Source organism: Micromonospora phytophila, assembly GCF_023656545.1.
Lineage (GTDB): Bacteria > Actinomycetota > Actinomycetes > Mycobacteriales > Micromonosporaceae > Micromonospora > Micromonospora phytophila.
This window is the reverse complement of the sequence record NZ_JAMOKF010000269.1, coordinates 1-7705: the sequence shown is the minus strand read 5'-3', so window position 1 is coordinate 7705 and position 7705 is coordinate 1. Positions and strand designations below refer to the sequence as shown.

The window sequence follows — 7705 nt, the reverse complement described above, 5'->3', positions numbered from 1 at the left end:
GTCGGCGACCGCGTCGGGGGCGATGAAGCCGAGGGCGGCGGCCACCGTCTCGGCGCGGACGGCACCGAGCGCACCCGCTCGGCCGGTGACGTAGTAGGCCCAACCGGAGATGCCCAGCAGCCGGGCCCGGCGCAGCGTGGTGGGGCACCGGGTGAACGCGTCGCCGAGTTCCAGGACGATCGGCTTGGTGGCCGTGGCGACCTGCTCCGGCGTCATCCGCCTGCTCCCTGCCCGCCCCGTGCGCTCATCGCCGATCAGTCTGCCGCGCCGCCGCCCCGGGCGTCATCCCCCTCTTCGGCGTCGAGCGCCTCCACCGCCGCCTCCACCTCGCCGGTGCGCCGGCGGGCGGCGGTGACGGTCCGCTCCGCGCCGCGACGGGCCAGCTTGGACCGGCTCAGCTCCTGCTCGGCGACGGCCCGCCGCCGTTCCAGCTCGGCCAGCTCCGCCTCGATCGCGTCGAGGGCGGCGGCGCCGTCGCGCTCGGCCGCCGTCGCGCCGGCCAGCTCCGCCTCGGCCCGCTCCTGGTCGGTACGCGCCCTCGCCAGCTCCTTCTCCAGCGCCCGCCGCCGACGTTCCCGCTCCGCCCGGGCGGCCCGTTCCGCCTGCTCGGCGCGAAACGCCGTGCGGTCCTCCCGCCGGCGTTCCGGCTCCGTCCGCTCCGGTTCCGGCTCACCGCCGGTGACCAGGCGCAGCTGCGGTCGGGGGACCTCGCCGAACCCGGCGTAGCTGGCGGCCCGGAGCAGCCGGCCGGAGCGGACCTGCTCGGCCACCTCCGTGTCGGAGAGCGCCGCGTTGAGGGTCGCCTCCACCTCGGCCAGCGGCAGCTTCCCGCCCGGCGGCGCTCCCTCGGCGGCCGCCGCCAGCCGGCGTACCTCGGCGACGAGCGCGCCGACCACGGCCCGCCGCTGGGCGGAGAGTTCCCGCAGCCGGGGCCCGCGCAGCTCGCGCTGGGCGGCGCGCAGTGCCTCGGCGAGCTGGACCAGGTCGGCGACCAGCTCGGGACGGCGGATGGCGAGGAGGTTGACCAGCCAGGCGGCCACCGTGGGGCGGCGCAGCTTCGCGATCTCCCGGGCGGCCTTCGGGTCGCCGGCGCGGCGGGCCTCGGCGACCGCCTCGTCGCGGAGCGCGACGAACCGGTCCGGTGACGTGGTGTAGAGCCGCTGCTCCAGCTCTCGGGGCGGGCCGGGCATGGCGTCAGGCGGCGATCCGGGTGCCCGGCTCCAACCGCCGGTACTCGCAATTGGACAGCGCCGTGTACTGCCGGTCGAGCACGGCGAAGCCGTTGGCGTTGAGCAGCCCGTCGTGCAGCGCGAAGGCCCGCCGCGGCGCGACCTCGCGGATGAAGTCGAGCACCTCGGAGAACTTCGACCAGGGCGCGTGGATCGGCGCGAAGAGCGTGTCGATCCGCACGTCGGTGGGGACGACCAGGGAGTCGCCGGGGTGGTAGACCCGGTCGTCGACCAGGTACCCCAGGTTGTCGACCACCGGGATGTCCGGGTGGATCACCGCGTGCCGCCCGCCGTAGGCGCGTACCGGCACCCCGGCGGCGGTGAAGGACTGTCCGGGTTGGATCGGGTCGAGCGCCTCGGCCGCGTCACCCAGGGCGGCGGCGAGCGAGGCCGGCCCGTGCACCGGGATCGGCCGCCGGTCGAGCTGCCGGGTGAGCGCCTCGACGTTCACGTGGTCGGGATGCTCGTGGGTGACCAGCACGGCGTCCGCACCGTCCAGAGCTGCCGGGTCGGTGAACACGCCCGGGTCGATGACCAGCACTCCCCCGTCGTGCTCCACCCGGAGGCAGGAGTGGGCGTGCTTGGTGAGCTGCATCGTGACTCCTCGATTATCGAATCGTGACGTCCTGAGCGCAGTCTGCCGGAACCGGCGTGCCGACGCGTCGCGTCTGACGTATCGCCCCACCCGGGGCGAGGACGAGGGGAGCGGGGATGGACGGACCTGGAATGCGTCGTCGAGGCGTACCGCTGGCGGCGATGGCACTGGTCGCGCTGCTGGCGCTCGCCGGCTGCGGCAGCGGCGGAGGCGGCGACTCCGGCACGAGCAACGACTCGGCGGGCGCGCCGGAGGCCCCGGTGGGCGGCGGACCGGCCGCGGACCGGGACGCCGGTGGCGCGGGTGCCCCGGAACAGGCCGGCGCTGGCGCGCCGGACCTGCGGATCGACCAGCGGGCGATCATCTACAACGGCACCATGCGGGTGCAGGTGGACGATGTGGACGCCGCCGCGCGGAGCGCTGTCGCGACGGTCACCGCGGCCGGCGGCTTCGTCGGCGGTGACCAGCGGCGCAGCGCCGACGCCGACGCGGTGGCGGAGCTGGAGCTGCGGGTGCCGGCGGCGAAGTTCACCGGGGTCGTCGACGAGTTGGCGAAGCTGGGCCGTCAGCAGCAGCGGGAGATCCGCACCGAGGACGTCACCGAGCAGGTGGTCGACCTGGACGCGCGGATCACCACGCAGCGCGCCCGGGTGGAGAGCGCCCGACGGTTGCTGGCCCGGGCCACCTCGATCACCGACCTGGTGTCGCTGGAGAACGAGCTGAGCCGGCGGGAGGCCGACCTGGCCTCGCTGGAGGCGAAGAAGCGGCGCCTCGCCGACCTCACCGCGCTTTCCACCATCACCGTGTCGCTGGTCGGGCCGGACGTCAGCACGGCCGACGAGGAGACCGAGATCGGCTTCCTGGCCGGGCTGGAGGCCGGCTGGAAGGTCTTCCTGGCCTCGATGGTCATCCTGCTCACCGTGCTGGGCGCGGTCCTGCCGTGGCTGGTGGCGTTCGGCGTTCCGCTGGGGGTGCTGTTCGTGGCGCTGCGTCGCCGGCGGCGGCGGAGCGGCCCGCCGCCGGTCGCGCCGGCGACGCCGTTGCCGCCTACCGCACCGCCGCCAGTGCCCGCAGCGCGGTCTGCACCATGAGGCGTACGCCGACTCCGATGGCCCGCTCGTCCACGTCGAACGAGGCCCGGTGCAGGTCCACGTTCGGGCCGGAGCGGCCGACGCCGAGCCGGGCCAGCGCGCCGGGGACGTACTCCAGGTACCAGGAGAAGTCCTCGCCGCCCATGCTCTGCGGAGTCTCGGCGACGCCCTCCGGGCCGAGCGCGGCGGCGGTGGCGGCGGTCAGGATCTGGATGGCCCGGGAGTCGTTGCAGACCGGCGGCCGGCCGCGCAGGTATTCCAGGTCGACCGTCGCCCCGGTCGGCGCGATGACGTCGCGGACCACCTGAGCCACGATCTTGGGAGCCAGCTCCCAGGTGTCGCGGTCCATCACCCGCAGGGTGCCGGAGGCGCACGCCTCGGAGGGAATGACGTTGTACCGGGTGCCGGCCGAGGCGTGGCCGAACACCAGCAGCAACCCGCTGTTGGCCGGCACCCGGCGGCTGACCAGGGCCGGCACCTCGGTGATCAGCCGACCCAGGGCGTCGACCAGGTCGACGGTCAGGTGCGGGCGGGCGGTGTGCCCGCCAGGGCCGGTGAGCCGGACGGTGACGTTGTCGGCGGCGGCGGTGATCGGCCCGACCCGCAGGCCGACCTTCCCGACCGGCTGATTCGGGTCGCAGTGCAGCGCGAAGATCTGCACCACGTCGTCCAGGCCGCCAGCCTCGATGACCTCCAGCGAGCCGCAGGGCAGGATCTCCTCGGCCGGCTGGAAGATCAGCCGGACCCGGCCGGGCAGCTCGCCGAGGTCGGCGAGCTGGGCCAGCAGCATGCCGACGCCGAGCATGACGGTGGTGTGCACGTCGTGGCCGCAGGCGTGGCAGACGCCGTCCACGGTGGAGCGGTAGGGCACGTCCTTCGAGTCGGTCAGCGGCAGGGCGTCGATGTCGGCACGGAGCGCGATCACCGGGCCGTCCGGGCGGCCGTCGATGTCGCAGATGACCCCGTTGCCCTTGGGGAGCATCCGAGGGCTCAGCCCGGCCAGGGAGAGTTCCCGGGCGATCAGGGCGGCCGTCTCGAACTCCTCGCCGGAGAGTTCCGGGTGGGAGTGGAGGTGACGACGGGTGGCGATCAGCCCGGGTACCCGGAGGGCGAGCAGGTGGTCCAGCTCGAAGGGCAGGGGTTGAGACCCGGGCGGCGGCTCCGGCCAGGACGACGCCAGCTGGCTGCTGGTCGGCAGCGTCAACGCACTCGTCACGTCGAATTCTCGATCACTAGAGATGGATGGATCATCGGGAACAGCAGACAGCCTAGACCTCCGGCGGTGACGCTGCGCAACCTCGTTACGGTAGTGATCGGACCGCGCAGCGTCACGTATGCCCTGCTGAGAGCGGTCGCAGATCTGTGGGACAGCAGGTAGATCGCGATCGAACGCCGTCATACGCCCCACACCTCCTACGCCGCGTAACGATTCGGCGGTCATGAAATCCACGCCGATCTCAGGGCCGTCGTTCCGAATTGTCGCATTAGTCGGTCCGATGAACTAACACTCCGACAATTACCCGACCACTCTCGGCAACGAGGCTCCAGAGACGATCACACGCTCAGGCACCCACCGACCGCACACCGTGTGCGTCCGGAGTCACCCGGTCGGCTTACCCGCAAACCTCTCCGGCACACGCCGCGACCGGTGGGCCACGCCGCCCCGGGGCACCCGGGGGCCCTCCGGCAGCACCGCCGGACCTGCCCCCTCGCCCGCGCCGCCGATCGGCGGCCGGACCTGAATCCGACTGTAGCGCTCCCCGGGAATGCCCCGCGACCAGCGGAAACGTCCGGCCGGGCCGACCCGGCCCCGGCGCAACGGCCGGCGGCCACCCGCCGCGCCGGGCGGGCGCGCACGGGTGGCCGTCGGACGGACCGTTGCAGAGCCGGGCGGATCTGTACAGACCCGGACGGAATGGTGCAGAGTAGGGCGGATCGCCTCAGAACCGGTCGGTCGGGCGGTAGAGCCCCCAGACCTGGCGCAGCGTGCCGCAGACCTCGCCGACCGTGGCGCGGGCCCGCAACGCCTCCTTCATCGGGTAGAGCACGTTCTCCGTACCCTCGGCGGCGGCGCGCAGCTCGGCCAGGGCGCGCTCGACCGCGCCGGCGTCCCGCGAGCGCCGCAGCACGCCCAGGCGGTCCGCCTGCGCCGCCTCGATCGTCGGGTCGACCCGCAGCGGCTCGTACGGCTCCTCCTCGTCGACCGCGAACCGGTTGAGCCCCACCACCACCCGCTCACCCGAGTCGATCTCCTGCGCGATCCGGTACGCGGACTGCTCGATCTCGCGCTTCTGGAAGCCGGCCTCGATCGCGTCCACCGCCGAACCGTGGTCGAAGACCCGGTCCATCAGCTCGTTCGCCGCCGCCTCGATCTCGGCCGTCATCGCCTCCACCACGTACGAGCCGGCGAACGGGTCGACGGTGGCGGTCAGGTCCGTCTCGTACGCCAGCACCTGCTGGGTGCGCAGCGCCAGCCGGGCGGCCTTCTCCGTGGGCAGCGCGATCGCCTCGTCAAAGCTGTTGGTGTGCAACGACTGGGTGCCGCCGAGCACCGCGCCCAGCCCCTGCACCGCGACCCGGACCAGGTTGACCTCGGGCTGCTGGGCGGTGAGCTGCACACCGGCGGTCTGGGTGTGGAACCGCAGCATCATCGACTTCGGGTCCTTGGCGCCGAAGTCGTCGCGCATCAGCCGGGCCCAGATCCGCCGGGCGGCGCGGAACTTCGCGACCTCCTCCAGCACGGTGGTCCGGGCGACGAAGAAGAACGACAGCCGGGGCGCGAAATCGTCCACCGCCAGCCCCGCCGCCAGCGCGGCCCGCACGTACTCCACGCCGTTGGCCAGGGTGAACGCGATCTCCTGCGCGGGCGTCGCCCCGGCCTCGGCCATGTGGTAGCCGGAGATGGAGATGGTGTTCCACTTCGGCACCTCCTTGCGGCAGTACGCGAAGGTGTCGGCGACCAGCCGCAGCGAGGGCTTCGGCGGGTAGATGTAGGTCCCCCGGGCGATGTACTCCTTGAGGATGTCGTTCTGGATGGTGCCGTTCAGGGCCGAGCCGGCGACGCCGTTCTCCTCGGCCACGAGCTGATAGAGCAGGAGCAGCACCGAGCCGGGCGCGTTGATCGTCATCGAGGTGGAGACCTTGTCCAGCGGGATGCCGGCGAAGAGCAGCCGCATGTCCTCGATGGAGTCGATGGCCACCCCGACCTTGCCCACCTCGCCGTGGGCGATCGGGTCGTCGGAGTCGTACCCCATCTGGGTCGGCAGGTCGAAGGCCACCGAAAGGCCCATCGTGCCGGCCCGCAACAACTGGTGGTAGCGCGCGTTGGACTCGGTGGCGGTGCCGAAGCCGGCGTACTGGCGCATGGTCCACGGGCGGGACGTGTACATCGTGGGATAGACCCCACGGGTGTACGGGAACTCGCCCGGGCCGCCCAGCCGGGAGTCCAGGTCCTCGGGGAGGTCGGCCGCCGTGTAGACGCCCTTGATCGGGAAACCGGACTCGCTTGACCGCCGTTCGTTCATCCCCGGATGGTAGGACGCACGGAGGCATCGACGGGTGAGGGATACCGCACACTCCGTCGGCGAAGATCGACAAGAGGTGAACACGCGGGCACGTACTGTCCGGTTCGGTAAACGTCCGCCGCGTCGGCTTTCGCATCGGGCGTCGGAACCAGCAAGATAGGGGGGTTGTGTCCCAGCCCCCCTCGATTTCCCCCGGTGGCTCTTCTGTGACTCAGATCCCGACGTGGAGCGGCGGACCAGTCAGTCCTCCGAACGGCCGCGCGACCCCCGGCACCACCATCGGTGGTCGCTACTCGCTGCGTTCGGCGGTGGGCAACGGCGGCATGGGCACGGTCTGGCGCGCCACAGACACGCTGCTGCGCCGCGACGTGGCCGTCAAGGAGGTCGTCCTGCCCCCGGGGCTGGCCCCCAGCGACCGCGACGCCATGTACGAGCGCACCCTGCGCGAGGCCCGCGCCGCCGCCGCGATCCAGCACCCGGCCGTGGTCCAGGTGTACGACGTGGTCACCGAGGGCGGTCGGCCGTGGATCGTGATGGAGCTGCTCGACGCCCGCAGCCTCGCCGACATGGTGATCGAGGACGGGCCGGTCGCGCAGCGGGTGGTCGCGAAGATCGGCATCGCCCTGCTCGGCGCCCTGGAGGTGGCGCACGCGATCGGCGTGCTGCACCGCGACGTCAAACCGGCCAACGTGCTGATCTGCGCCGACGGCCGCTGCGTGCTGACCGACTTCGGGGTGGCCCGGATGCCCACCGACGTGCAGCTCACCACGCCGGGGATGGTGCTCGGCTCGCCGCACTTCATCTCGCCGGAACGGGCGATGGGCCAGGAGTTCGGGCCGCCGAGCGACCTGTTCTCGCTGGGCGTGACGCTCTACACGGCGGTGGAGGGGCGACCCCCCTTCGACAAGGGCGACCCGATCGAGACCATGCACTCGGTGGTCGAGGACCCGCCCGCCCCACCGCAGCGCAGCGGCCCGCTGACCCGGGTGCTGATGGGCCTGCTCGAGAAGGACCCGGCCCGCCGGCTGGACGTGCACACCGCCCGCGCCATGCTGCGCGAACTGCTCGCCGGCCCGCTGACCAGCAACGCGGCCGCGGTCAACTCGGTGACCGACCCCTACTCGGTGGTGCCGGTGCAGCGGCCGGTGCCGGCGCTGCCTGCGGCCCGGCCGGAGCAGTCGAAGCCGAGCGGGCAGATCGGCGGGCGGGCGATGCTCGGCGCCGGCGAGTCGCTCACCGACCGGCTGGCCGCGCTGCGCCGGGGCG

7 protein-coding genes are annotated in these 7705 nt (G+C 72.9%); 2 read left to right on the top strand and 5 right to left on the bottom strand.

What is annotated here, in order from left to right; all coding sequences use genetic code 11:
• From NCC78_RS24195 to NCC78_RS24185, 3 genes are all read right to left on the bottom strand, one after another.
• On the bottom strand, positions 1-216 hold a 216-nt coding region (locus tag NCC78_RS24195; RefSeq protein ID WP_443677207.1), incomplete at its 3' end, for a helix-turn-helix domain-containing protein.
• Positions 217-254: 38 nt separating this feature from the next.
• A complete protein-coding gene (locus NCC78_RS24190; RefSeq protein ID WP_250797246.1) occupies positions 255-1190 on the bottom strand; it encodes a hypothetical protein in 936 nt (311 codons plus the stop codon).
• 4 nt (positions 1191-1194) lie between these two features.
• Positions 1195-1824 carry an MBL fold metallo-hydrolase gene (locus tag NCC78_RS24185; protein WP_250797244.1) on the bottom strand — a complete coding sequence of 210 codons (630 nt, stop codon included), beginning with the start codon at positions 1822-1824 and terminating at the stop codon, positions 1195-1197.
• Between the two features lie 116 nt (positions 1825-1940).
• On the opposite strand from NCC78_RS24185, the gene NCC78_RS24180 reads away from it, so the two are divergent.
• A complete protein-coding gene (locus NCC78_RS24180) occupies positions 1941-2915 on the top strand; it encodes a DUF4349 domain-containing protein (RefSeq protein ID WP_250797241.1) in 975 nt (324 codons plus the stop codon).
• Here NCC78_RS24180 and NCC78_RS24175 read toward each other — a convergent pair.
• Positions 2872-4131, bottom strand: a complete 1260-nt coding sequence (locus NCC78_RS24175) for an amidohydrolase (protein ID WP_250797239.1) — start codon at positions 4129-4131, stop codon at positions 2872-2874. The two genes, NCC78_RS24180 and NCC78_RS24175, sit on opposite strands and share 44 nt — an antisense overlap.
• Before the next feature lie 724 nt (positions 4132-4855).
• Entirely contained in the window at positions 4856-6439 is a 1584-nt protein-coding gene (locus NCC78_RS24170; RefSeq protein WP_250797238.1) for an acyl-CoA mutase large subunit family protein, read from the bottom strand.
• A 206-nt stretch (positions 6440-6645) separates the two neighbouring features.
• Here NCC78_RS24170 and NCC78_RS24165 point away from each other — a divergent pair.
• On the top strand, positions 6646-7705 hold a 1060-nt coding region (locus NCC78_RS24165; protein ID WP_250797237.1), incomplete at its 3' end, for a serine/threonine-protein kinase.